This is a genomic window from Collimonas silvisoli (genome assembly GCF_018305005.1).
Classification (GTDB): domain Bacteria; phylum Pseudomonadota; class Gammaproteobacteria; order Burkholderiales; family Burkholderiaceae_D; genus Collimonas; species Collimonas silvisoli.
In genome coordinates, this window is the sequence record NZ_JAGQEG010000025.1 from 19,289 (window position 1) to 43,524 (window position 24,236).

At 56.7% G+C, this 24,236-nt stretch carries 21 protein-coding genes and 1 riboswitch; of the genes, 8 read left to right on the forward strand and 13 right to left on the reverse strand.

Annotation, left to right across the window (positions count from 1 at the left end; translation table 11 throughout):
- Positions 1-349: 349 nt before the first annotated feature.
- The 9 genes from KHU33_RS08930 to KHU33_RS08970 all read right to left on the reverse strand — a co-directional run bounded on the left by KHU33_RS08930 (position 350) and on the right by KHU33_RS08970 (position 10,604).
- On the reverse strand, positions 350-2,371 hold the full coding sequence (locus KHU33_RS08930) for a TonB-dependent receptor (protein ID WP_211462494.1): 2,022 nt from the start codon (positions 2,369-2,371) through the stop codon (positions 350-352).
- Between the two features lie 114 nt (positions 2,372-2,485).
- Positions 2,486-2,869, reverse strand: a complete 384-nt coding sequence (locus KHU33_RS08935) for a hypothetical protein (RefSeq protein WP_211462495.1) — start codon at positions 2,867-2,869, stop codon at positions 2,486-2,488.
- 124 nt (positions 2,870-2,993) lie between these two features.
- Positions 2,994-3,398 (reverse strand): RNA polymerase-binding protein DksA, encoded by a 405-nt coding sequence (dksA, locus tag KHU33_RS26775; protein WP_038497220.1) that lies wholly within the window; start codon positions 3,396-3,398, stop codon positions 2,994-2,996.
- Between the two features lie 638 nt (positions 3,399-4,036).
- Positions 4,037-5,089 (reverse strand): CobW family GTP-binding protein, encoded by a 1,053-nt coding sequence (locus KHU33_RS08945; RefSeq protein WP_211462496.1) that lies wholly within the window; start codon positions 5,087-5,089, stop codon positions 4,037-4,039.
- Positions 5,090-5,201: 112 nt separating this feature from the next.
- Positions 5,202-5,795 carry a Fur family transcriptional regulator gene (locus KHU33_RS08950; RefSeq protein ID WP_211462497.1) on the reverse strand — a complete coding sequence of 198 codons (594 nt, stop codon included), beginning with the start codon at positions 5,793-5,795 and terminating at the stop codon, positions 5,202-5,204.
- A gap of 109 nt (positions 5,796-5,904) precedes the next feature.
- Positions 5,905-6,879 (reverse strand): tyrosine recombinase XerC, encoded by a 975-nt coding sequence (xerC, locus tag KHU33_RS08955; protein WP_211462498.1) that lies wholly within the window; start codon positions 6,877-6,879, stop codon positions 5,905-5,907.
- A gap of 33 nt (positions 6,880-6,912) precedes the next feature.
- Positions 6,913-7,578, reverse strand: coding sequence for a DUF484 family protein (locus KHU33_RS08960; protein ID WP_211462499.1), 666 nt, complete (start codon positions 7,576-7,578; stop codon positions 6,913-6,915).
- 225 nt (positions 7,579-7,803) lie between these two features.
- A complete protein-coding gene (locus KHU33_RS08965) occupies positions 7,804-9,000 on the reverse strand; it encodes a porin (protein ID WP_211462500.1) in 1,197 nt (398 codons plus the stop codon).
- Positions 9,001-9,482: 482 nt separating this feature from the next.
- Positions 9,483-10,604, reverse strand: a complete 1,122-nt coding sequence (locus KHU33_RS08970) for a porin (RefSeq protein ID WP_211462501.1) — start codon at positions 10,602-10,604, stop codon at positions 9,483-9,485.
- A gap of 345 nt (positions 10,605-10,949) precedes the next feature.
- Between KHU33_RS08970 and KHU33_RS08975 the strand changes: the two genes are divergently transcribed.
- Complete coding sequence (locus KHU33_RS08975; RefSeq protein WP_211462502.1) at positions 10,950-12,569, forward strand: tetratricopeptide repeat protein; 1,620 nt, start codon at positions 10,950-10,952, stop codon at positions 12,567-12,569.
- On the opposite strand, the gene dapF is transcribed toward KHU33_RS08975, so the two are convergent.
- The 3 genes from dapF to KHU33_RS08990 are packed head-to-tail and all read right to left on the reverse strand — an operon-like array spanning position 12,566 to position 15,222.
- Positions 12,566-13,429, reverse strand: a complete 864-nt coding sequence (gene dapF / locus KHU33_RS08980; protein WP_211462503.1) for a diaminopimelate epimerase — start codon at positions 13,427-13,429, stop codon at positions 12,566-12,568. The two genes, KHU33_RS08975 and dapF, sit on opposite strands and share 4 nt — an antisense overlap.
- A gap of 24 nt (positions 13,430-13,453) precedes the next feature.
- Positions 13,454-14,362: an LpxL/LpxP family acyltransferase gene (locus tag KHU33_RS08985; protein ID WP_211462504.1), complete on the reverse strand. Its 909-nt coding sequence runs from the start codon at positions 14,360-14,362 to the stop codon at positions 13,454-13,456.
- Positions 14,359-15,222, reverse strand: coding sequence for a lysophospholipid acyltransferase family protein (locus KHU33_RS08990; protein WP_211462505.1), 864 nt, complete (start codon positions 15,220-15,222; stop codon positions 14,359-14,361). The genes KHU33_RS08985 and KHU33_RS08990 overlap by 4 nt, the downstream gene beginning before the upstream one ends.
- 276 nt (positions 15,223-15,498) lie before the next feature.
- Here KHU33_RS08990 and metK point away from each other — a divergent pair, with 276 nt between their 5' ends.
- The 5 genes from metK (at position 15,499) to metF (ending at position 20,794) form a co-directional block, all read left to right on the forward strand.
- Positions 15,499-16,659: a methionine adenosyltransferase gene (gene metK / locus KHU33_RS08995; protein ID WP_211462506.1), complete on the forward strand. Its 1,161-nt coding sequence runs from the start codon at positions 15,499-15,501 to the stop codon at positions 16,657-16,659.
- A 182-nt stretch (positions 16,660-16,841) separates the two neighbouring features.
- A complete protein-coding gene (locus tag KHU33_RS09000; RefSeq protein ID WP_211462507.1) occupies positions 16,842-17,912 on the forward strand; it encodes an AI-2E family transporter in 1,071 nt (356 codons plus the stop codon).
- A 64-nt stretch (positions 17,913-17,976) separates the two neighbouring features.
- Positions 17,977-18,051, forward strand: a riboswitch (S-adenosyl-L-homocysteine riboswitch).
- A 26-nt stretch (positions 18,052-18,077) separates the two neighbouring features.
- Positions 18,078-19,526 carry an adenosylhomocysteinase gene (gene ahcY / locus KHU33_RS09005; protein WP_211462508.1) on the forward strand — a complete coding sequence of 483 codons (1,449 nt, stop codon included), beginning with the start codon at positions 18,078-18,080 and terminating at the stop codon, positions 19,524-19,526.
- 68 nt (positions 19,527-19,594) lie between these two features.
- Complete coding sequence (locus KHU33_RS09010) at positions 19,595-19,939, forward strand: phage holin family protein (RefSeq protein ID WP_041742591.1); 345 nt, start codon at positions 19,595-19,597, stop codon at positions 19,937-19,939.
- Positions 19,940-20,794 (forward strand): methylenetetrahydrofolate reductase [NAD(P)H], encoded by an 855-nt coding sequence (gene metF / locus KHU33_RS09015; RefSeq protein WP_211462509.1) that lies wholly within the window; start codon positions 19,940-19,942, stop codon positions 20,792-20,794.
- 21 nt (positions 20,795-20,815) lie between these two features.
- Here the strand turns inward: metF and KHU33_RS09020 are convergent, their stop codons facing one another.
- A complete protein-coding gene (locus KHU33_RS09020; RefSeq protein WP_230414143.1) occupies positions 20,816-21,415 on the reverse strand; it encodes a 5-formyltetrahydrofolate cyclo-ligase in 600 nt (199 codons plus the stop codon).
- 33 nt (positions 21,416-21,448) lie between these two features.
- On the opposite strand from KHU33_RS09020, the gene KHU33_RS09025 reads away from it, so the two are divergent.
- Both KHU33_RS09025 and KHU33_RS09030 read left to right on the forward strand, forming a co-directional pair.
- Positions 21,449-23,431, forward strand: coding sequence for a lytic transglycosylase domain-containing protein (locus tag KHU33_RS09025; RefSeq protein ID WP_211462510.1), 1,983 nt, complete (start codon positions 21,449-21,451; stop codon positions 23,429-23,431).
- 68 nt (positions 23,432-23,499) lie between these two features.
- Positions 23,500-24,195 carry a glutathione S-transferase family protein gene (locus tag KHU33_RS09030; RefSeq protein WP_211462511.1) on the forward strand — a complete coding sequence of 232 codons (696 nt, stop codon included), beginning with the start codon at positions 23,500-23,502 and terminating at the stop codon, positions 24,193-24,195.
- The last annotated feature ends 41 nt before the right edge of the window (positions 24,196-24,236 follow it).

Sequence of the window (24,236 nt, forward strand, 5' to 3'; positions counted from 1 at the left end):
GTCGAATGCGTTTTCCGTGATCCATTCAGACCCTGCGAATTACGTTTTTATCATCGCTTTTGCCAATATTTTTGCTATGTTCATGGCGTCATTTTTGTTTTGCGACTGCTCTTGCTTTCGCTCATTCCTGGGTAAAAAAGCACGATCAATCGATACCGCTAAAGGTAACACAAAGCAACTCAGGAAGTATGTCTAGAACGCCATAAGTGATGACATAAATATGTTGTGAATTTTGCATATCAGATGCCGAAAATGGTCATCTTGAATACAGATATAGATTCAAACGGGGGATTGCGCAGCAGCTTCCGGCATGGATTATTTGCCTGCTTTGCAATCCCTTTTTTCTGGTTTAAAACTTGGTGCGTACGCCAAGAATCAAGCTGCGCCCCGGTTGTGGCGCGACATCTTTCAACACGGAAGTCGCCAGACGGATATCCTGATTCAACAGGTTCTTGGCCAGGGCAAACCAGGTGAGCTGCAGCGCGCCCAGCGTCTGGGTATAAGAGATATTGGCGTCGATCTTGGTGTATGCCGGCGTCACGCTGCTTTCAAAGGTCGCCAGCCGATCTTGTTGCTGGGCGCGCAGGATGGTGACGCCGCTACGCCATGCGCCGCGTACGTAGCCGAGATCGACGCCGTAGCGGCTGGCCGGTTGCAATGGCAGATTGCCCATCTGATCCAGCCTGCCGCGTGAGGTATCGGCAAAGCCGCGTATCGAAAAACCTTCGCCGCGCAGGTTGTAACTTATTTCCGCTTCGGCGCCGCGGATGGTGGCGTCGGCCTGCGACCAGAAGCGCTCGGTGAACTCGCCGTCCGGCTCTGGCGTCCCGCTTCCGTCAACGCGGCCGGCGTTGCGGCCAAATACATAATTGCTGACATGATTCTGGAACAGATTGGCTTTCCAGCGGATCAGCCCGCTGGTTTTTTGCAAGGTCAGCTCGATATTGCGGGAGGTTTCTTTTTTCAAGCTCGGATCGCCGATATCGAAAGTGGCGGTGGATTCGTGCGGGCCATTGGAATACAGTTCTTCCGCCGCCGGCGCGCGCTGGGCAATCGAGACGGTGGGGCCGAAGCCATATCCTGGCACGAAGCTCCACAAGGCGCCAACCGAATAGGATGCCAGGCTGAATTTGCGGTCAGCGAAACCGGACTCCGCATCGGGTCGCCGTTTGACAGATTCAATGCGCAAACCGGCACTGGTCAGCACCGGGCTAAAATTGCGTTCTTCCACCAGGAATGCGGCGATCGAAGTTGATTTGGTACGCGGTATGGTATCCGGCAGGCCGCTTTCGGCAGCCAGGGCCGAGAAGCGCGTGTCTTCGGTTTGCATGCCGAAAGTGCCGTGCCAGCCGGCCAATGGTTTGTGCGCGAGTTCCCATCGGCTCTCGGTCGACTGGTTGGAGAAAATCGTGTTCGGTGTGCCGTTTTCCTGTTTCTCGGTATGGGTGTAGTCGGTGCGGCCCAGCTTGCACGTCAGTTTTTCGAAACCGGCCAGCGGGTCGTCGATCTGGCCGGCGATATCGTAACGGGTTTGATGCAGATCGATGAAGGATTTTTCCGCAGTGGGGATGCCGTAGTGGTCATCCAGGGTTGCCACCGATGCGCCGACATAGCCCCAGGAAGCCAGATAGGAGGCGCCAGCGCCGACCCCGGTTTCGTGGGTAAAGGAGTTAGGCAGGCGGCCTGACGCTGAACTGGGATCGTTCTGGATGGCATGGCCGGGGATTTTGTAATTGCCGGTATCGCGCCAGTTGCCGTCCAGGTGCATGCCTATCGGTCCGGCGGAACCGTCCAGAGTCAGGGAAGTGCTTCTGCCGTTGTCGGCGCTGCTATAGCGGGCCTCGGCTTCGCCGCTGATCTCCTTTTGCAGCTGGGTCGGGATGCGGTCGTTGACGACGTTGACCAAGCCGCCGATTGCACCGGAACCGTACAACAGAGCGGCAGGGCCGCGCAGGATTTCGATTTGACGCGCGGTTGCAGCTTCGGTGGCTACCGCGTGATCGTTGGACAGACTAGAGACATCGGCCACCGACATGCCGTTTTGCAGGATCTTGACGCGCGGACCTTCCATGCCGCGGATGATGGGGCGTGAAGCGCCGGCGCCGAAACCGGATGCCGATACGCCCAGTTCTTGCGACAGGGTGTCGCCCAGCGAGGCGCCGGTCTTGTTGCGCAATTCCGCGCCGGACAATACTTTGGCCGGCGTCAGGATCTGGGTATCGACATCGGCGTTCAGCGGGCTGGCGCTGACCACGATGGGCGGCAAGGTTTTAGTTGGTTCGATAGTGTCGGTTTGAGCCGATGCAGTAGACGACAGAACGGATAGCGCGGATAGAACCGCACTGGATAACAGTGTGCGTTGGGCAGACATGATGATTCCTAGACAGGTGATGGCCGTTGCGGCTCATATCGACACGGAGGCGATACGGCGACGGCAATAAATAGTTTGATGCTTCGGGATGAGCGAAGCGCGTGAAGCGTCCTGTCAGGAACGGGGCGGTGCGCGTGGTGAAAAATGGCAGGTAAACGGCGCATCCCAGGAGGCAAATGCCTGCCACAAGGCCAGCAGGTGCTTGCCGGGCACTGGCGGTAGCGTCACAGGCGCCGAGTAAATCGCCGCCGCCAGGGTGGCGTCATCGAACGCTGCGCAAGAGTGGTGCGCTTTGCGGCCGCCTTCGATGACGCGTTCAATCACCGACGTCATGTGCGTCAGGCGGGTCGGCTGTTTGTTTTCCCAGGCCGCATGGACGATGCTATGCGTCAATCCCAGCCATTGGGCGAACAGGATCGTACATATCAACACAAGCGCCAGCACCGGCGCCGAGGCGGCGTGCTGGAGGCGTCTTGGACGGAATGCCTGGGCTGACATCAAGGAGTCTGGATAACGTGAAAGCGACGGCAGAGAAAGCGCTAGCGATCAGGCCGTGGGGAAGCTACGCGCCGCTAAGCTGCTCCGGCTTGTGTTTTCCCCAAGATCCGACCGCTATCGAGAATCAATCGCCGTAAAGCTTTTGTTTCAGTTCGCGACGTTGTTGTGCTTCCAGCGAGAGGGTTGCAGTCGGGCGTGCCAGCAAACGTGGAATGCCGATAGGCTCGCCGGTTTCTTCGCACCAGCCGTATTCGCCGGCGTCAATCGATGCGATCGATTGCTGTACTTTCTTCAGCAATTTGCGTTCACGATCGCGGGTACGCAACTCCAGGGCATGTTCTTCTTCGATGGTGGCGCGGTCTGCGGGATCCGGTACCAGGACGGTTTCACGCAAATGTTCAGTGGTTTCTCCGGCATTCTTGAGCAGGTCGATTTCTAACTGCTGCAAACGCGCTTTGAAGAAAGCCAGTTGTGCCTCATTCATGTAGTCCTTTTCGCTCATCTTGAGGATTTGCTCTTCGGTCAACAGAATGGATTCAGATGTTGGTTTGGTTGTTTTAGTAGCCACTTCGCTTGCTTTCGATACGACGTTTTTTTCAATTTTATCCGTTGATCCGGCACTTACGGGCTTGTTGCTGGTGCTGCTAGCGCCGGATCTGGCCGTTGGGGAATTCAGTTTCTTTGTAGCAGAACTACTGGTTTTCACCACTGTATTACGCGTTACCTTGTTGCGCGTTGCCTTCTCTGCCGCCGGAGCGGATCTGGTAACCGAGTTGGCCGTCGCCGTTTTCTTGGCTAAGGATTTTACAACAGGTTTGGGACTGGGTTTGGCAACTTTGGACACAGCCTTGTTTGCGGTTGCAGTAGGGGGCTCGCTCTTCCGCGGCACCTTGGCGGAGAGTTTCGGTGTTTTTTCAGTTACTTTTGCGCTGCGGCTTGTACGGCTCGTGCTGCTGATTGCGCTTTTAGCCGGGCTCTTAATTTTTTCACTGGCGGGAGCGGTAGCCTGGCGGGCTTTGGGCGTCGATTTGCCTAGCGAGGCCGCCGCCTTCTTGGCAACGGTCTTTTTAACGGTCAGGTTCATGGTCCTCTCCCTTAAATCAGCAGCCAAGCGACGATGCGATTGGCCCGCTATCCAGTGATTTCCCAGTGCAAAACTGCCATAGTTTATACCAAACATTGCTCCAAACCGCGAATAAAAATGTCTTTCGGCAGATTCTTGCCAATGAAGACCATTTTGCTGCCGCGTGTCTCATTTGCATCCCATTTGCCACCGACATCGCTGCCCATGATCTGATGCACTCCTTGAAACACTACCTTGCGGTCGGCGCCATCCATCAACAATACGCCTTTGTAGCGCAACATGCGCGGTCCGTAGACTTGTACCAGGCCGCCGAGAAACTCGTCCAGGCGTGCGGTATCGAACGGTCTTTCACTTTTGAACACAAAAGCGGAAATTTCGTCGTTGTGATGCGCGTGATGATGGTCGTGATGAGCGTGTCCCTCATGTTGATGGGACGGGTGGTCGCAATCGTCGCCGCTATGCTCATGGGCGTGTTCTTCCGTTGCCAAAAAGTCAGGGTCGATTTCCAGTTTGGCGTTCAGGTTGAAACCTCGGATATCCAGGATTTCGTCGATCGGCGTGTGCTGCGGGTCGAGAGTAATGACGGGTGCACGCGGATTGATGCGTTTCAGGCGACTCGTTAATGCGGCCACTTCTTCTGTACTGACCAGATCGGTTTTGGAAAGCAGTAATTTATCGGCAAAACCTACCTGGCGTTGCGCTTCTTCTTGTTGGTCGAGTTGCGCCATCGCATGTTTTGCATCGACCACGGTGACGATGGCGTCCAGCATGAAGTGCATCGCCACTTCGTCGTCGACAAAGAAGGTCTGCGCTACCGGCCCCGGATTGGCCATGCCGGTGGTTTCGATAATCACCCGGTCAAAGTTCAATTCGCCGGCAGCACGGCGGCGCGCCAGCGTGGTCAGGGCAACGATCAGGTCGCCGCGCACGGTGCAGCAGATGCAACCGTTGTTCATCTCGACGATTTGTTCGGTGCTGTCCTGCACCAGGATTTCATTGTCGATATTTTCCTGGCCGAATTCATTTTCAATCACGGCGATTTTATGGCCGTGCGGCTGTTGCAGGATGCGGTTCAGCAAAGTGGTTTTGCCGGCGCCGAGAAAGCCGGTCAGGATGGTGGTCGGAATAAGTGCCATGGTCAGATTCGGAAAAGTAAAAAACGATAAAAGGCTGAAGAGGATTCAGATGAGTCACGCGCTGCTGCAGCGCTGTTGCAACAATGCCGTTACACAACGCTGTTAAAACAAATCAATGGGCGCAATCGGCGCACCAGCCCTTGATGGTGAGTTCGATTTCATGACCTTGAAAACCCTTGCCCAGCGTGTCTTGCAAAGCTTGTTGCAACTGCTTGCGCAGCTTGGCCGGGGTGCTGCCGGCATGATTGTCGCCGAGCGCCAGTATGCTATCCAGGAAACCGGCGTCGCCGCTGCCGTCCAGGCAAAATACCTTGCCGCAGCGAGTGCATTTGAAATGTCCGTGCTGATGCTGGGTCTGGTGCGCTGCGCCGCCGTGATGGCTTGAGTCGCTGTGTTCGGTGCCGGCGCTATAGCGGAATACGCGGTCGTCGCCGGCAATCTTGTGCGCCAGGCCGGCGTCGGTCAGGCAATCGAGGGCGCGATACAAGGTCACCCGGTCCATCTCGACAAACTGGTCCTGCATGTCTTGATGCGAAAAAGCGCAACGTGCTTCCAGCAAGGCGGCCAAGACTTTGATGCGAGCAGGGGTGATGCGCAACGCGACTTCGCGCAACTGGGTCTCGGCCAATGCTGCCGCATGCGGATGGGAGTTGTCCTTGGCGCCTGCGGTGGTTGCGACAGATTTGGATTTTGGGCCTGGATTCATAATGCAATGTGGGTAGGTGAGACTTCAATTATGCCTGAAATGCAATTCAGTTGCATATTTGATGTGGTGTAGCGCAAACCAGGCAGTTAAAACGGTTGCTGTCTGCTGATCATTTATCGGAGATTTTTTTCGCACGCGGGTGGGCCGCGTCATAGACCTGCGCCAGGCGCTGGAAATCAAGCGAGGTGTAGACCTGGGTGGCGGCAATCGATGCATGTCCCAGCAGCTCTTGTACTGCGCGCAAATCGCCGGAACCCTGCAGCATGTGCGAGGCGAATGAATGGCGTAGCACATGGGGGTGGACATTGCTGGCGATGCCGAGTGACTGCGCATGATGTTTCAAGCGCAGTTGGATCACGCGCGGCGACACGCGGCTGCCGCGTTCGGTCAGGAATAAAGCCGCAGCATGCTGCGCCTGATCGCTTTTGAGCAGCGCTTCGCGTTGCGGCAGCCACGCCGCGACGGCTTGTATTGCCGGCTTGCCTACCGGCACGCTGCGTTTCTTGCCGCCTTTGCCGGTGACCGTCACTTCCGCCGCATCCAGATCGATCCAGCCGGCCGATTCATAGTCAGCTTGCCGGCTGTAACGCAGGTCCAGCCCCGCCAGTTCCGAGACCCGCAGCCCGCTGGAATACAGCAATTCAAACATCGCTTGATTGCATAGCGCCATGCTGGATCCTGCATCGGCCAGCGGGTTGGGGCTGGCAACCAGGTGTATCGCATCATCTGCAGCCATTGCTTTCGGCAGCGGTTTGGCGCGTTTTGGCGCTTTGACGCCCTCGACAGGATTGCTGGCAAGTGTGGTCTGTTCCGCCAGCCATTCGAAAAACCCGCGCCAGGCCGATAACTTGCGCGCAATTGAACTTGGATTCAGGCCGCGGGAGTGCAATTGCGCGGCAAATTTACGGATATGGAAGTGGGTGACGGCGGCGAATTTCCAATGCTCGCCCAGCGCTTGTGTCAGGCTCGCCAGTTCTTTCAGATCACGGGCGTAGTTGCTGATGGTATGCGCTGACAACTGGCGTTGGCCCGCCAGACTATCCAGATAGCCGCTCAGGTAGGTCTGGTTGGTATCGCCGCTCACGATGTCAGGAGATGAGGATGCTTCAGAGTCTGGCTATGCGAGCAAGCAGGCCAGTGCCGCGCTGGTCGTTTCGCCAATCTGCACCAGGAAATCGGTCGCCATGTCGGCGCTAAAGCGTTGCGGATCGGGGGAACCCAGCACCAGCAGGCCGAAGGTTGCCGAGGCAGTGGCAGTGCTGCGTAGCGGCAGCATGGCAACCGACTGAACGTCCTGCTCAAGCCAGGCGGCAGCTTCGAAATCATTATTACTGCCGCAAAACGGCAGGCTCAAGCCATTGGCGAAAAGTCTGACATCCTCGGAAGCCGCCGCCGCAAACCAGGTGTGCGAATAATCCTCGGCGACACCCCACAAGCGCAAGGTGGCCTGAGGCACTGCAAAGCTGGTGCGCAGACCATCAACCAGTGTGTGCGGCAAGTCAACGTCATTACGCGCCAACAGCAAGCTGCGGCTCCAGGCATGCAGTTTATGCGAGCTGGCGTCATTTTCCTGGGCGTTGCGCATCATGTCGGCGAGTCGCAAATCCTGCAATTTGATTTTCTCGCGCAGCACTTCCATTTGCCGCTCCTGCAGCGATACAGCGCGGCCTAACAGAGGGCTGGTGAGACGGATCTTTGCCAGCAGTTCGGCGTGTTCTTCGAAAAAATGGGGAGAGTCGATCAGATATTGGGCGACAGTATCGGGATCAAGTTGGGAGGTCATGAGGTGTGTGGACAAGGTCGGCGATGAAGAGAAGAAAAAGAATGATCAAGAGTACACCGCTATCCGGGTGCATGACAACCCGGCAGGCCGAGGGGCTTTGTGCGGAGTTCAGTAGCGATGCGTACTGCACAATAAAAAAGGCCCACATGGCAAGCCATGTGGGCCTCTTACATCTCTGATCAAGCAACCTGGCCCGCTTGCTGCTGCGGGTTCGGTCAGCTTAAATTAGAACTTGTGACGGATACCAACAGCAACTGCTGTTTGGTTGTTGTCGGAACCGGTGCTGTCGCCGAACACGCCTGGATTGACAGCATCTTTAGCGCGCAGGTTCGAAACGAATGCATACAGGTCAGTACGCTTCGACAGGAAGTAGTCAGTACCCAGGTTGATTTGGGTCAGCTTGCCCTTAGCGGAGCCTGCATCAGCAAATGTCAACTTGTTGTATTGAACGCTAGCCAACAGGTGCAGAGGTGCTGTAACAGCGTAGTTTACGCCCAGTTCGAAGATGTCAGCCTTGGTGTTGTTGAAGCTGCCAACAGTGAAGCTGCCTGGTTGGATAACGCCTGTAGTAGCCGCTGTCGAGCTGAATGCCAGAGGTTGCTTAGTACGCGACCAGTTGCCGTACAGACGTGCAGGACCGACTTGGTAGCTAGCACCGAGGCTGAATGTCTTCAGAGCTGTGTCACCAGCGCTGCCGTGACCAGCGAACGCAGTGCTGCCGAGGATCGAAGTGTCGCTGGCAGTAGTACCCAGTTTCGATTGGTAGTAAGCAGCGAACAGACCCAGTGGGCCGTTAGCGTATTGACCGCCCAGACCGAACGATTGGCCAGCAGAAGTCTTACCAGCAGTTTCGCCGAAGCCATAGATCAGGCTACCAGTGAAGCCGGACAGATCTGGTGTGTTATAACGGATCGAATTGTTGGTACGTGTACCTTCCAAACGGTCCAGATTGTGACCGACGGTACCAGTTACGCCACCGAAATCTTGAACCGAAGTCCATTGGCTGACGTCGTCCAGGATGTCAGTTTGACGACCCAGCAAAACGGAACCGAAGTTGCCGCCCAGACCGACTACCGATTTACGACGGAACAGGTTAACAGTGCCGGAAGGAGCTTTGTCTTGGCCGTTCAACGCGCCAGTGTCGTTGTTGAAGCCAGCTTCCAATTGGAACAGAGCCTTCAGACCGCCGCCCAGATCTTCAACGCCTTTGAAACCCAGACGCGAACCTTGGATAACGCCGGAGTTGACGCTGAATTTGCTGCCGTTGTTCGAGGACAGGCCATTTGCGCCAGTTGCAGTCGAAACCTTGCTTGTGTAAACGATGCCAGTATCAACGATACCGTAGATGGTGACGGAACTTTGAGCTTGTGCTGCACCTGCGATTGCGCCGAGTACGGCCAGTGCGATTAGTGATTTCTTCATTTGACGTCCTTTATTTAGAAAACTGTCTTAAGGATCCGTACATCTTGCCGGATGGATGAACATTAAGGTGTCTCGCTGGCTATGCTGGCGGTTTGGTTTCCTGTGACGCTATAAATTGGTCGAAATTGGAGAAGATTGTTAATTGTGTTGTATTTTTGTGACATGAGACGGGGCGGGCCTGGCTGTCCGTTTCAAATGACTTGGCGGGATGTGCTGAGAAGCGGGGGCGGCGGTGCTATTTACTGTCCGGCCTGTTAAAGATGCATGGCGCATCAGAGCGGGTAGAGAACGATGTTCCCAGTCTGTTTAAAGTAAGCCTTGGCGACAAACTGCGTCAAAATCTTTTATTTCTAAGTAATCTCGGGTTACGTGCTGTTAATTCCTCTTCTCAGTCGCGGCGGTTGAGGTGCCGGACTGAGAAGAGAGGGCATGTAGCCCCCGTAACGCAATCGAATTTAGTGTCAGATGACAATAAAATTTGATTAGAACTTGTGACGGATACCGACTGCAAGCTTGGTCTGGCTGCTGTTACCGTTGCTACCCTGTACTGCTGGGGCTGTAATGTCGCCAACCAGCGCGCCATTGCGACCCTTTGCGAAGGAAGCCAGAGTATACAGATCGGTACGCTTGGACAGGTAATAGTCCAGGCCCAGGTTGAACTGGGTCACCGATGGCTTGGAGCCTTGGAGGCCGTCTATCGATGTCTTTGTATGTTGAACCGCCGTCAGCAAGTGGATCGGTGCTGTTACAGCATAGTCTGCGCCGAGTTCGAAAATATTTTGCTTGAGCACGTCAGGCACGTTGACGCGCGACCAGTTGCCGTACAGGCGTGCAGGGCCGGCTTGATAGCTGGCGCCCAGGCTGAATGTCTTGTTAACTGTTTTTCCATCAAGGTTGGCGGCCGCCAGCTGGGCTGGAGTCAGGCCAGTCAAGGCGGTGATGCCGGAAATCAGAGTGTCGCTAGGGCTGGAGCCAAACTTCGATTGATAGTAGCCAGCATACAGTCCCAATGGGCCGTTAGCGTAAGTGCCGCCAGCACCGAAGGATTGACCGGCAGTCGTTTTGCCTGCTTGTTCGCCGAAGCCGTAAATCACGCTACCAGTGAAGCCGCTCAGATTCATGCTGTCATAGCGAATCGAATTTTGAGTGCGAATGCCTTCGAGGCGATCAAAAGCGTGCGGGCTGCCTACGAAATTACCGAAATCTTTAACGGACGTGAATGCATGGCCAGCGTCGTCCAGGATGTCGGATTGACGACCTAGCGTAACAGTACCGAAGTTGCCAGCCAGGCCAACCACCGATTTGCGAGCAAAGCCGCCGCCTTCTGAGGCGCCAGTATCGTTTTTGAAGCCTGCTTCCAGTTGGAACAAAGCTTTCAGGCCGCCGCCCAGATCTTCCGTGCCCTTGAAGCCGAGACGGGATGTATCGATATTGCCGGAGTCGATGCCGAACTTGCTGCCGTTGCTGGCAGTGCCGGTTCTGACGTTGTGATTCGAGAAAGTAATGCCGGTATCAACGGTACCGTAGATGGTGACGGAGCTTTGAGCTTGTGCTGCGCTGGCGATTGTGCCGAGTGCGGCCAATGCGATGAGTGATTTTTTCATTTAACGTCCTTGATTTGAAAATCGGCTTTAGGATCTGAGCTTTTTGCCGGAGGCGCGAACATTAAATGGGCTTGGCATAAAAGCATATTATTTTGCTTGTTGATCAATTGTTTTTTTGTAAAAAATGATGTTATTTGTGAAATGTGTTGTATTTTGGCCACCGATTTTGTGCGCTTTCTGGTTTTTTTAAAAAAACTATTGATGGGAGATTCGCGATAGCTCGCAGCCGAGTGATTGATTTGAATATTTGTGTAGCGTAAAAGACGCGTAGATTGTAAAAATCTGCCTAAAATAAAACTGAATCGATTTATCAAGCATAATTTAGGCTTTTGCAACGAAGGCTTTATGGCTAAACGTGAGGACCTAGCGATTATTCGCGCCGCTCGTGCAGGGCAGGGGGCGGCACAACTGGCTTTAGGCAGCCGTTATCTGTTTGGCGGCAACGGCTTGCCACAAAGCTTGTCGACCGCGCTGCACTGGCTGGATCGTGCCGCGCAACAACAGGAATCCGAAGCCTGGATGTTGATCGGCAGCCATATCCCACTGGAGGTAGCGCGTGCCGCTGCTGATCCTTTGGCTCTTTGCGTCTGGTACGAACGGGCTTTTGATGCCGGCTTGATGCAAGCGGGCCTGGTGCTGGCGCAACTGGTATTGACCGGCAACGGCCAGCTTGGCGGTGAGCAGGTATTGCCGGGACTACGCAGCAAGGTGATTAAGGTATTGGAAACCGCTGCCAACGCTGGTGTCGCCGAAGCTCAATGGCTGTTGGCGCAACATGCCGACAGCGTGCCGGCAATTGCGGCCGGCCGGAAATTGCCGGCCGTACCTGCTAACGATACCCTGGCTGAAAGCAAGACGGGGCAGGACGCCACCTTGAAGTGGACCGCGCGCGCCGCAGATGCCGGCGTGATGCAGGCGCAGCAATCGCTGGCGCAACTGGCCTGGGAACAAGCCGATTGGCCGGTCTTTCTGGAGCGGGCGTTGCCGCTGGCCAGGGCGTTGTCAGAGCAATATGTCGAGATCCTGGCGCAATTGAATGTGCCGTCGGAAACCTTGGCGCGCCAGCTGGGCGAAGAAAACCTGTCCTTGCTGCTGCGCTGCGCCCAGGTGTTGCAGGCCAGCGCCAGCTTCGATGCCGGTGAGGTGCAACAGTTTCTCGAACTGGCCGCATATGGCGACGATAAGGCTGCGCAATTGGCGCTGGGCCTATGGTATGCCCGCATGAATAGCGATGGCGAGCGGGTACTGGTAGGAACCGGCTCGGCCAATTATAAAAAGGCAATCCGCTGGCTGACGCTGGCGGGCGAGGCTGGTTTGGCGGATGCCTGGTACGCCCTGTCGCGGATATATCTGAAGTCGGAATTTTCCCAGCGCAATCTGGTGGATATGCAGCGCCATCTGGAACACGCTGCCGAAATGGGGCATTGTGCGGCGCAACTGGAATGCGGGCTCAGCGCCTGGCGCAATCGGCGTGAAAAGCTCGCCAACGATGTACGCGCCGTCTACTGGCTGCAAAAAGCGGCGGCACAGGGCAGCAGCGAGGCGGCGAATCTGCTGGCAAAGATTGCCGACAGCGCGCAGCCGGCAGCCTGGGCGGAAGCGGCCAAACAACAGCTGACGCGCGAGCAAGTCAAGGCGCACCCGTTTCTTGCCGCGCGGATTGAACTGGCGATCTTATTTGGCTTGAGCCGGCCAGAGGCTTTGTTGCTGGATTTGAATCAGGCCGATTGCGGCCATTGCCTGGTGATCGACATCCGGGCCCACTATGCGCGCAGCAAACGTCGTTTGATATTGATCCAGACCGGCGATGAGCGCCAGACCCTGAGCCGGATTGCACGCCTGTTTGAAGATGTGGATTGCGGGCCGAATGGACCGGAAGGCAACTATCGGCAGCGCCTGTATCGCTTCAAGACTGCCATGCCTGCGTCTGAGTTCGAAGCCGACGAAACGGCCATTGACAGCTAATCTGCCGTAGTCATTTCGATTTCACCCTCGAATACCGATACCGCGGGACCGGTCATCATGACCGCATGCTGATCGCCAGCCCATGCAATTGACAGTTCGCCGCCACGGGTTTGCACGGTGACCGGCGAATCCAGCAAGCCGCGCCGGATGCCGGCTACCACCGCTGCGCAAGCCCCTGTGCCGCAGGCCAGGGTTTCGCCGGCGCCGCGCTCAAAGACGCGCAGCTTGATGTGATGGCGATCGACAACTTGCATGAAGCCGGCGTTGACTCGCCGCGGAAAGCGTGGGTGATGCTCTATCAGCGGGCCGTCGATCAAGACCGGCGCTGCCTCGCTGTCTTCAACCACTTGCACCGCGTGCGGATTGCCCATCGACACCACCGAGATCCAGGTTTGTTTGCCCTGAATCTCCAGCGGCCAAAGCACATCCTCGGCCATCGCCCGGCTGCTCAGATTGCTGGCGTCAAACGGCACCGCGGCGGGCGTCAGGATCGGCGCGCCCATATCGACGGTTATACGGCCGTCGTCTTCCAGTTTCGGCTCAATGATGCCGGACATGGTTTCCACCCGGATTGCGCGCTTGCTGGTCAGGCCCTTGTCGGTGACAAACTTGACGAACGCACGGGCGCCGTTGCCGCATTGCTCGACCTCGCCGCCGTCGGCGTTGTAAATCCGATAGCGAAAATCTACACCGTCCGCCTGTGATTTTTCCACCACCAGCATCTGATCCGCGCCCACCCCAAAGCGGCGATCGCCCAGTTGCTGCCATTGCGCTGCGGTGAAATCGACATGCTGGTGAATCGCGTCAATCACGACGAAATCATTACCCGCACCGTGCATTTTTGTGAATTTGAGTTTCATACGCGCATTATGATGGAAACGACGCTAGTACGCAGCACTGTCAGTCTGCTCCGGCGTTGAGGAGGAATAGACATCGGCCTGTCCCGGCGGCCGCGTCTTGAAGCGTTTGTGAGCCCAGAAATATTCGGCCGGCGCTTCCAGGATGCGGGCCTCGATAAAGGCGTTCATGCGACGGGTAGCTTCCGTCATATCGTCGCCCGGATAATTTTCCCAGGCGGGGTAAAAAGTCACTTTCCAACCTTTGTAGCCCGGCAAGAACGTAGCGATCATCGGCACCACATTGGCTTTGGTGGCGGCGGCAATCCGCGCGGTGGCGGTAAGGGTTGCCGTCGGGATGCCAAAAAACGGCACAAACTCAGCGTCCTTCATGCCGAAATCCATATCCGGCAGCATGATGAAGGGAAAACCTTCGCGCATTGCCCGGATGATCGGCTTGACGCCTTGCTCACGGTTAAACAGCTTGACCGGACGGAAGCGCGAACGCCCCTGTAGCAGCGCTGCGTCGATCACCGCGTCTTGCTGGCGTGTATAGATGGTGCAGATCGATAGCGAGGAATTCAGCACCAGCGCGATGCCAGGAATTTCCAGGCAGACGAAATGCGGGCAGAGCAGAATGGTCGGACCGGCTTGCAAGGTGCTGAGCGGCAGATCCGATTCAATCTTGATCAGGCGGCGCAAGCGGTTTTCCGATGCCCACCACAGCACGCTACGCTCAAGCACGCTGCGCGAGTAAGCCTGGAAGTGGCGGCGCGCCAGCACCACGCGCTCAGCTTCGGGCATGTCCGGAAAGCACAGCCGTAGATTGGTCAGCGTAATATGCCGGCGCGGTTTCATGATGATAAACAGCAATGAGCCCAAGGCTTCGCCAACCGGGCCCAGGATCCACAGCGGTAAAAAATGCGCTAGCCACAACAGGCCGAGCAAGGCCCTCATGCCTGCGGCCCCTGTGCTGCCGGGGTCGGCGGCGCCTCCACTCCCGGGGGGGTCTTGTAGCGGTTATAGCTCCAGATATATTGCGCCGGGCAACGTGCGATCAGTCTTTCCATGGCCAGGTTGATGGCCAGCGTACGTTGTTCGGGGCTGTCGCCCATGGTTTCTTCGAAAGGCACAAAGCGGATCACATAACCGCGGCCGAACGGCAAACGTTCGGCGTAAGACAGGATGATCGGTGCGCCGCTCATTTGCTGCAGCTTGGCCGGCAAGATCATGGTGTAGGCCGGACGCCCGAAAAAGTCGGCCCATATTCCTTCGCCGTTCTGCGGCACCTGATCCGGCAGCAAACCGATCGCCTGCCCCTTTTTGAGCGCCTTGAACAGGGTGCGCACACCCGCCAGATTGGCCGGCGCCAGCAACAGATTGTGGCGGCTGCGCGCGCCCTCGATCAATGGTTTGAGGGCGGCTTTGCGGGGTGGCCGATAGAGCGCGGTAAGCGCGGTCTTGGTCGCGATGGCCTGGGCAATGATTTCAAAGCAGCCCAGGTGCGGAGTCAGGAAGATCACGCCGGTTTTGGCGTCCAGCGCCGCTTGCGCCAGTTCCCAGTTTTCGATGGTGGCGGTACGCAGCACACGTTGCGGCGCGGCGCACCAGATAAACGGCAGTTCGAACATGCTCTTGCCGGATTCACTGATGGCTTGCGGCAAAGCCGCTGGATAGCCGGCCCGGAACAGATTGTCTTTTAACTTGCTGCGATACGAAGCAGAGGCCAGGTACACCAGCCAGCCGCCCAGCGTTCCTATTGCGTGCAGGAAAAATAGAGGTAGTGTCGAGAGCAGGCGAAAGAGCGTTACAAGCATTAGCAGAGCTCAATGAGAGCCAAAAGAGGTTGGATTTTGCCGAAATTTTTCAAGAGGCGTAAAATAGCACATTAGTTTGCAAACCGAATGGCGTTGCAAAGCGTTTTGGGGAAACAGACAGATTGCTTTTGAGAATTATCTTAATATATAGTAATTAGCATCATCCGCCGAGTTAATAGACAACTTGCGAGGCGGCATACAAATTTCGCTAAAGCGTCGCAGGCTCAACAGGTTTGACTGCGACATGGTCACCACTGTTTTTTTTAGGAGCCTGCTATGGCGCATGAATACCTCTTTACTTCCGAATCCGTTTCCGAAGGTCATCCTGACAAAGTCTCAGATCAAATCTCTGACGCGATTCTCGATGCAATTCTTACCCAGGACCCGCAAGCCCGGGTTGCTGCCGAAACTCTGTGCAACACCGGTCTGGTAGTATTGGCTGGCGAAGTCACCACCTTTGCCAATGTCGATTACATCGCGGTTGCACGCGAAACCATCAAGCGTATCGGCTACGACAATGCCGACTACGGCATCGACTACAAGAGCTGCTCGGTGCTGGTCGGTTACGACAAGCAATCGCCGGATATCGCTCAAGGCGTGGACGAAGGCAAGGGGCTTGATCTCGATCAAGGCGCCGGCGACCAGGGCCTGATGTTCGGTTATGCCTGCGACGAAACGCCGGAACTGATGCCGGCCGCGATTTATTACGCCCACCGAATCGTCGAGCGCCAGTCGCAATTGCGCAAGGACGGCCGCCTGCCTTGGCTGCGTCCGGACGCCAAATCGCAAGTTACGTTGAAATACGTCGATGGCGTGCCAGTGGCGATAGACACCGTGGTGTTGTCGACTCAGCATGCGCCGGAAATGCAGCACAAGGCGATTGAAGAAGCGGCGATCGAAGAAATCATCAAGCCGGTGGTGCCGAAGGAATGGCTGCAAAATACCCGTTACCTGATCAATCCGACCGGCCGTTTCGTCATCGGCGGTCCGCAAGGCGATTGCGGCCTGACCGGGCGCAAGATCATTGTCGACACTTACGGCGGTGCCGCACCTCACGGCGGCGGCGCATTCTCCGGCAAGGATCCATCCAAGGTCGACCGCTCGGCTGCTTACGCTGGCCGTTATGTGGCAAAGAATATCGTTGCGGCGGGTCTCGCAACCCGTTGCCAGATCCAGGTGTCGTACGCAATCGGCATTGCCAAGCCGACTTCGGTGATGGTGACGACCTTTGGCACCGGCAAGATCAGCGACGAAAAGCTGGCGCAGCTGGTGCTGGAACATTTCGACCTGCGTCCTAAAGGCATTGTGCAAATGCTCGACTTGCTGCGCCCGATTTATCAAAAGACCGCAGCCTATGGTCATTTCGGCCGGGAAGAGCCGGAATTCACCTGGGAGCGTACCGACAAGGCTGCCGCACTGAAAGCCGCCGCGCTGTAATTGCTGTGCAGGCATGGCGGGGATGTTTTTCCTCGCCATGCCGAACCACACATCGGCGACGCCAGAATCGTGCTTTGCACGATGGTAACGACTTGTTACACTGATCACTTCAGCGACTACTCTAAAAGAAAGATCCGGCTGCAGTATTTAGCGTATCGCACCTGGTCTAACCAAGTCTCCATATGGTCTCCGTCCTCAAATCTGCTTCAGAAGAATCGCCGTCCGACCCGCCTCAACTGCGGCCAGTGGTCACCGCCTTGCCGCGCTTTCGCCTGGCGGCCTGGCTGGTGGCGCTAGCGGCGTTGTTTTTGGTAATGACCTTGCATATGTTGACAGCCTTGATGGCCGGCTTGCTGGTGTATGAACTGGTCCGCACACTGACGCCATTTGTGCAGCGCCGGCTGACCAGCGAGCGCGCCCACCTGATTTCCGTGGTGTTTTTATCTGCCGTCATTATCGGGCTGTTGACGCTGGCTATTTTTGGATTGGTGGCGTTTTTTCACGGCGGTCCTGACCGCATGGAAGTGCTGCAATCGAAATTGATATTGGTGCTGGACCAGGCGCGCACCCAATTGCCGGCCTGGTTGCAACAGTACCTGCCGGACGATATCGACGATATCCGGCAAACCATCAGCGACTGGTTGCAATCCCACAGCAGCGAAGTGCAACTGGCCGGCAAGGAAGCGGTGCAGGTATTCGTGCATGTACTGATTGGCATGGTGCTGGGCGCCATGATAGCGTTGAATGCGGCGCATCCGATGCCTTTGCTGCAACCGCTGGCCGGCGAATTGCTGGGACGGGCGAATTTGCTGGCGGACGCTTTTCACCGCGTGGTGTTCGCCCAGATCAAGATTTCCTTGCTGAATACGACATTGACCGCGATCTTTCTGTTGGTGGTGCTGCGGATGGGCGGCGTCCATTTGCCGCTGACCAAAACCATGATCATCGTCACTTTCCTGGCGGGTTTGCTGCCGGTGATCGGCAACCTGATTTCCAACACCCTGATCGTATTGGTCGCCTTGTCGGTATCGGTCTATGTGGCCTTGGCGGCACTGGTGTTTCTGGTGGTGATACACAAGCTCGAATATTTCCTCAACGCGCGGATTGTCGGATCGCAAATCAATGCACGCAGCTGGGAGTTGCTGCTGGTGATGGTGCTGGCCGAGGCTGCATTCGGTTTGCCGGGGCTGGTAGCCGCGCCGATTTACTATGCTTATATCAAGAGCGAGTTGCATGAAATGGGCTGGGTCTGAGGGCCGGCCGGCTATTCGCCAACCCGGATAGCCGGAATATGTACTTTGCTTTAGAATAGCGGCTCGTATCCAAGGAGCGTTGCGACAGACATGGTCTGCCAGGCTTGGTACAGTCATTTTGCAACTGCGCTCACGTTACTTTTTTTCTAACGAAAGGAGGGCGTGATGAACGCCGCAGTCATGAACGCATCTATACATTCCTCGACACATTCCACATCTTCAACCCAGGACTACGTGGTTGCCGATATCAGCTTGTCAGCCTGGGGCGACAAGGAAATCAAGATCGCCGAAACCGAGATGCCGGGCCTGATGGCAATTCGCGAAGAATTCGCCGCCGCACAGCCGCTCAAGGGCGCGCGCATCACCGGTTCGATCCACATGACGATCCAGACCGCGGTACTGATCCAGACCTTGGAAGCATTGGGCGCCAAGGTACGCTGGGCATCCTGCAATATCTATTCGACCCAGGATCATGCCGCCGCAGCGATTGCCGCTGCCGGCACGCCGGTATTCGCCTTCAAGGGCGAATCGCTGGACGACTACTGGGAATTCACGCACCGCATTTTCGAATGGCCAGGCGAACAGCAGGCCAACATGATCCTCGACGACGGCGGCGATGCAACGCTGTTGCTGCATCTCGGCACCCGTGCCGAGAAAGACGCTTCGGTCTTGAACAATCCAGGCTCGGAAGAAGAGATCTGCCTGTTCAATGCGATCAAGAAAAAGCTGGCCGTGCAATCGAACTGGTATTCCACACGCCTGGCTCAGATCAAAGGCGTGACGGAAGAAACCACCACCGGCGTGCATCGCCTGTACCAGATGCACAAAGAGGGCAAGCTGGCGTTCCCGGCGATTAACGTCAATGACTCGGTCACCAAATCCAAGTTCGACAATCTGTACGGTTGCCGCGAATCGCTGGTCGACGGCATCAAGCGCGCCACCGACGTCATGATCGCCGGCAAGGTTGCCGTGATCGCTGGTTATGGCGATGTCGGCAAGGGCTCGGCGCAAGCCATGCGCGCCTTGTCGGCGCAAGTCTGGGTGACGGAAGTCGATCCGATTTGCGCCTTGCAGGCAGCGATGGAGGGTTATCGCGTAGTGACCATGGAATACGCCGCCGAGCATGGCGACATCTTCGTTACCTGCACCGGCAACTATCATGTGATCACCCACGCTCACATGCAAAAGATGAAAGACCAGGCGATCGTTTGCAACATCGGTCACTTCGACAACGAAATCGAAGTCGCCGCGTTGAAGCAATACACTTGGGAAAACATCAAGCCGCAAGTCGACCACATCATTTTCCCGGATGGCAAGCGCATCATCCTGCTGGCAGAAGGCCGCCTGGTGAACCTTGGTTGCGGTACCGGCCATCCGTCGTATGTGATGAGCTCCTCGTTCGCCAACCAGACCATCGCTCAGATCGAATTGTTCGTGAACACCAAGGCCTATCCGGTCGGCGTGTACACCTTGCCAAAACACCTGGACGAAAAAGTCGCGCGCCTGCAGTTGAAAAAACTGAATGCGCAGCTGTCTGTATTGACCGAAGAGCAAGCCGCCTATATCGGCGTCAAGCAAACCGGCCCTTACAAACCGGAACACTACCGCTACTAACGCCAGGCTGCGCATCGGCAGGCAAATCTGCCGATGCGCAAACCTTGTCATACCAAGAGGAACACACGATGCGCTTACTGATTACCTGGCTGATTAATACTCTGGCCTTGCTGGCGGTGCCGTATTTGATGCACTCGGTGCAGTTCGCCAGCTTCGGTGCGGCGTTGATCGCGGCACTGGTGCTGGGTTTCGTCAACACCCTGATCCGCCCGATCCTGCTATTGCTGACCTTGCCGGCGACGTTGCTGACGCTGGGCCTGTTCATCTTCATCATCAACGGCTTGATGTTCTGGCTGGTGTCGCACCTGGTGAGTGGATTTTACGTGGCCAGCTTCTGGTCGGCGGTTGGCGGCGCTATCTTGTACAGCATCGTTTCGTGGGCGCTTTCCACTTTGCTATTGAAGAAGAATTAGATGGTACAGAAAAACGCACAAAAGAATTTCAGCATTGAGTTCTTCCCGCCGAAGACACCTGAAGGGGCGGAAAAATTACGGGTGACGCGCGCCAAGCTGGCTGAGCTGCATCCACGCTATTTTTCGGTCACCTTCGGCGCCGGCGGATCGACCCAGAAGGGCACGCTGGACACCGTACTCGACATCCGTAGCGAAGGCCACGAGGCGGCGCCGCATCTGTCTTGCCTGGGCAGTTCGCGCGAAGCGCTGCGGGCCATCCTGACGCAATACAAGGATCACGGCATCAAGCGCCTGGTGGCGCTGCGCGGCGATTTGCCTAGCGGTTACGGGGCGATGGATATTTCTTCCGGCGAATTCCGTTACGCCAACGAGCTGGTGGAATTCATCCGCGCTGAAACTGGCGACTGGTTTCATATCGAAGTCGCGGCCTATCCCGAAATGCATCCGCAAGCGAAGTCGCCGCAAGACGACGTGCAGCGTTACGTCAACAAGGTAAAGGCGGGCGCCAGCGGCGCCATTACGCAGTATTTCTACAATGCCGACGCTTATTTCCGCTTTGTCGATGAAGCGCAAAAACTGGGTGCGACGATCCCGGTGATTGCCGGCATCATGCCGATCACCAATTACTCGCAGCTGATGCGTTTTTCGGACATGTGCGGCACCGAGATTCCGCGCTGGATCCGCCTCAAGCTCGCCAGCTACGGCGACGACACGGATTCGATCCGGGCTTTCGGCCTGGACGTGGTGACCCAGCTTTGCGAACGCTTGCTGGCAGGCGGTGCGCCCGGTTTGCATTTTTACACGCTGAATCAATCGGCGGCGACTATCGCTATCTGGCAGCGCCTCAAGCTTTAAATCAAGCCATCAATAAGCAAACTATAAATTTGCGGCTTCAGTGATGACGGCGTCCAGCGCGATATCGTGCGCTGCGCCGTCAAATTCCACCAGTGCGCAAGAATAGGCAATGCCGATTGCCTGCGGGCGCGGCAGCGGCGCCAGCGTCCGGTCATAAAATCCGCCACCGTAGCCCAGCCGTATCTTGTGCCGGTTGAAGCCTACGCAGGGAATCAATAGGGCCTGCGGTGCGGTTGCCACGTCGCTGGCGGGTATGGCTACGCCGAATCCGTCCTTGGCCATGGCTTCGCCCGGACGCCAGCTGACAAACCGCAGTGGGCTGTGGTTGTCCACCACTACCGGCAACGCCAGTTGCATGCCGCGCGCCGCCAGTTCAGCATAGGCTGGGCGCAGATCCGGTTCACCGCGGATCGGCCAATATACGCCCAGCACGCCATCCGGATGCGTTTCTGCCCAAAGCGCGGCCCAGGCGATGACCCGCCGCCCAAGCTCCGCATCCCAATCCTGGCGGCAGGCCGGGCTGATCGACCGCCGGGTTGCCAGCAAGGCACGCCGCAGCAGCGTTTTGTCCGCGCCGGGCGTTGCATCGCTGGCATCACATGCTATGCTAGACGTCATCATTCGCATCCGTAAAAATTAAGGTTGGCTAGTAATATGTTCAAAAAAAAATGGCTTGCTGTCATCGCTGTCGCCATGGCTTCCTCCGCCGTGATGGCAAGCGCAGCTTATGCCCAAAAACGCTCCGCAAATAACGCCTCTGCTGCCAGTTATGCCAGTCAGGACGACGCCTTCCTGGCCCTGCGCGACGCCGCCCGTGCGAACAATGCCGATAAGGCGGAGCTGCTGGCTTCGACGTTAAGTGATTATGACATTCCTTCCTATGTCGATTATTACCGCTTAAAACCGTTGATCAAAGATCTGCTTGCTCCGCAATCACAGATTCGTGACTACCTGGCGCGCTACGACGGCAGCGCGATTGCCGACCGCTTGCGCAACGACTGGCTGCTGGAGTTGGGTAAGGCCGGCGACTGGACCACTTTCGATGAACAATATCCGAAATTCGTACTCGACGACGATACTCAGTTGAAATGCTACGCGCTGACCTCGGCGGCGTTGAAAGGCACGAATGTCGCCGCAGAGGCGCGCACCTTGCTGACTACGCCGAAGGAATACGGTCAGGGCTGTACCGGCTTGATCGGCACGCTGGCGCAAAGCGACCAGTTTTCCGCGGCCGATGTCTGGTTCCAGATCCGGCAGGCGGTAGAGGCCGGGTATGGCGTCGTTGCACGTCGCATGACGCCGTATATCGACGCTGACGACGCGCAAGTGGCGCAGGCTATCGACAAGTCGGCGCTGGTGGTTGCGCGCGGCCCTGGAGCCACGCGCAGCGGCCACGAATTATTCATTATCGCCTTAGGACGGGTTGCCAAGAACGACAGCGGCCGGGCAGCCGCAGCGCTGAACGCCGCTTCCGATCAGCTGACTTCATCCGAACGCTCGCAGGCGTGGGCGCAGATAGCGCTGCAGTCCGCGCTCAAACTGGAGCCGCAGGCCATCGATTATTGGCGGCAGGTAAAGGGCAATGTCCCGTTGTCGATGGACGCTTATCAATGGCGCGTCCGGTCCGCCTTGCGCGGCGGCGACTGGAAGCTGGTCCGTAGCGGTATCGAGGCGATGCCGGCAGCTTTACGTAACGGTAGCGATCCGGCCTGGATTTACTGGCTGGCCCGGGCCGATCAAGCCGACGGCAAGCTTGATCAGGCACAGCAGCAATTCCAGTCGATTGCCGACCAAACCAATTTCTACGGCCAGCTGGCGCTGGAAGAACTGGGCCAGAAAATTATTGCCGTTTCCTCCACCCAGGAATTCAGTCCGGCCGAAATGGCGCCGATGACAAATAACCAAGGCTTCCGTCGTGCGCTGCGTTTTTTTGACATGAATCTGCGCTTTGAAGGCGTGCGTGAATGGAACTGGGAATTGCGCAAGATGACTGACCGTCAATTGCTGACGGCGGCCGAGTTCGCCCGTCAAAACAATGTCCTGGATCGCATGGTGAACACTTCTGACCGCACCAAGGTCGAAGTCGATTTCAACCAGCGCTTCCCATCGCCCCATCGCGATATCATGGCGACAAATACACAAAACCTGGGGCTCGACATGGCATGGGTGTATGGCTTGATCCGGCAAGAATCGCGCTTTGTCAGAAGCGCGCGCTCGAATGTCGGCGCCAGCGGCCTGATGCAGGTGATGCCGGCGACGGCGCGTTATGTGGCAAAGAAAATCGGCTTGAGCGATTTTACCAATGACCAGATTTCCGACGTGAATACCAATATCCTGCTAGGGACGAATTATCTGAGCATGGTGCTGGCCGATCTGGACGGCTCGCAAGCGCTGGCGTCTGCCGCCTACAATGCCGGCCCGGGGCGGCCGCGGGCATGGCGGTCAACTTTGCCCGGTACGGTCGAAGGCGCGGTTTTTGCGGAAACGATCCCGTTCAATGAAACCCGTGGCTACGTAAAGAATGTGCTGTCCAATGCGACTTATTACGCGGCCTTATTCGAAGGCAAACCGCAATCCTTGAAAGCACGGCTGGGTACTGTCGCGCCCAAGGGATTTGTCGAATCGGCCCTGCCTTGATATTGTTTTCCCCTCGCTCATGCGTATTGCACAGAATGTCGAAATCCGGAATCGAATAGGTAAAACACATGCAAACCACAGAGCTTGATCCCAGCCTTTCCGCCGCTTTGCAAAAAGCCGGAGCAGATGGCTTGATACTGGTTATCGCCAACAAGAATTATTCTTCATGGTCGATGCGGCCGTGGGTGGCGATGACCGCGTTCGGAATTCCGTTCAAAGAGCACAAGATCCTGCTGCGGCAAGCCGACACAGCGAACCAGATAGGGCGCTATTGCGCCAGCGGCCGGGTGCCGATTCTGATGGTGGGCGACACCCCGATCTGGGATTCCCTGGCAATTTGCGAATACCTGGCGGAACAGTTTCCCGACCTGGGCATGTGGCCGCAAGATTCTCTGGCGCGCGCCACCGCCCGTTCAATCTGCGCCGAAATGCATTCCGGTTTCGCCGCTCTGCGCTCAGACATGCCGATGGACATCCGCGCGCATAAGCCCGGGCAGGGCCGCACTCCAGGTTCCCAGGCCGACATCGCCCGCGTGATTGAAATCTGGGAAACCTGCTTATCCGATTTCGGCCATCATCAATTCCTGTTTGGCGCATTCTCGATTGCCGACGCTTATTTTGCCCCGGTGGTAATGCGTTTCCACAGTTACGGCGTATCGCTGGCGCCGGCCTTGCAAGCCTACGCCGAGCGGGTGCAGGCGCATCCCGCCGTGGCCCGCTGGATGCGCGAGGCGCTGGCGGAAACCGAGATATTGCCAGATTAGCATTGCCAGATTTATATTTTCAGATTAACCAGGTGCCATCA